The organism is Bacillus sp. L_1B0_5 (assembly GCF_000836715.1).
Lineage (GTDB): Bacteria > Bacillota > Bacilli > Bacillales > Bacillaceae_G > Bacillus_A > Bacillus_A thuringiensis_S.
Map to the genome: position 1 here is coordinate 1 of NZ_JXIS01000240.1, position 616 is coordinate 616.

Consider the following 616-nt stretch of genomic DNA (forward strand, 5'->3'; position numbering starts at 1 on the left):
AAAAGTAACAGGTCAATTCGAAATCGTGAAAGTAGATGCGAATGATAAAAAGAAATTGTTATCAGGTGCAGAATTCGAAGTGTATAAAGATGGTAAAAAGGTAGCGGAACTGAAAACAGATGAGAGTGGAAAAGTGATGTCACCAAAATTACCGCTAGGTGAATACACAGTGAAAGAAACGAAAGCACCAGCGGGCTACAAGCTTTCAAATAAAGAATGGAAAGTAACAATTCAAAACGAGAAAGAAGTAGTAAAAGTAGAGGCAGAAAACGAAAAAATCTTAGGTTCTCTACAAATTATTAAAATGGATGATAAAGATCAAACGAAACGCTTAGCAGGCGCAGAATTTACATTGAAAGATGCGAAAGGAAATGTTGTAAAAGAAGGAATTACAACAGATAAGTCTGGGACAGTTAAAGTAGACGGACTTGTGCCAGGTGAATATACGTTAGAAGAAACAAAAGCACCAGAAGGTTATGAGTTAACAAAACAAATAATTCATGTAACAGTTGACGGTGAAAAAGTTATTGATGTAAAAGTAACGAACGGTAAGAGCCTTGGTCAATTCGAAATCGTAAAAGTAGATGCAGAAGATAAAACGAAAGTATTATCAGAT

At 35.1% G+C, this 616-nt stretch carries 1 protein-coding gene; it reads left to right on the top strand.

Annotated features, from left to right (window positions below; all coding sequences use genetic code 11):
• A partial coding sequence (locus RT27_RS35660) for a SpaA isopeptide-forming pilin-related protein (RefSeq protein ID WP_043939490.1) occupies positions 1-616 on the top strand: 616 nt, incomplete at both ends.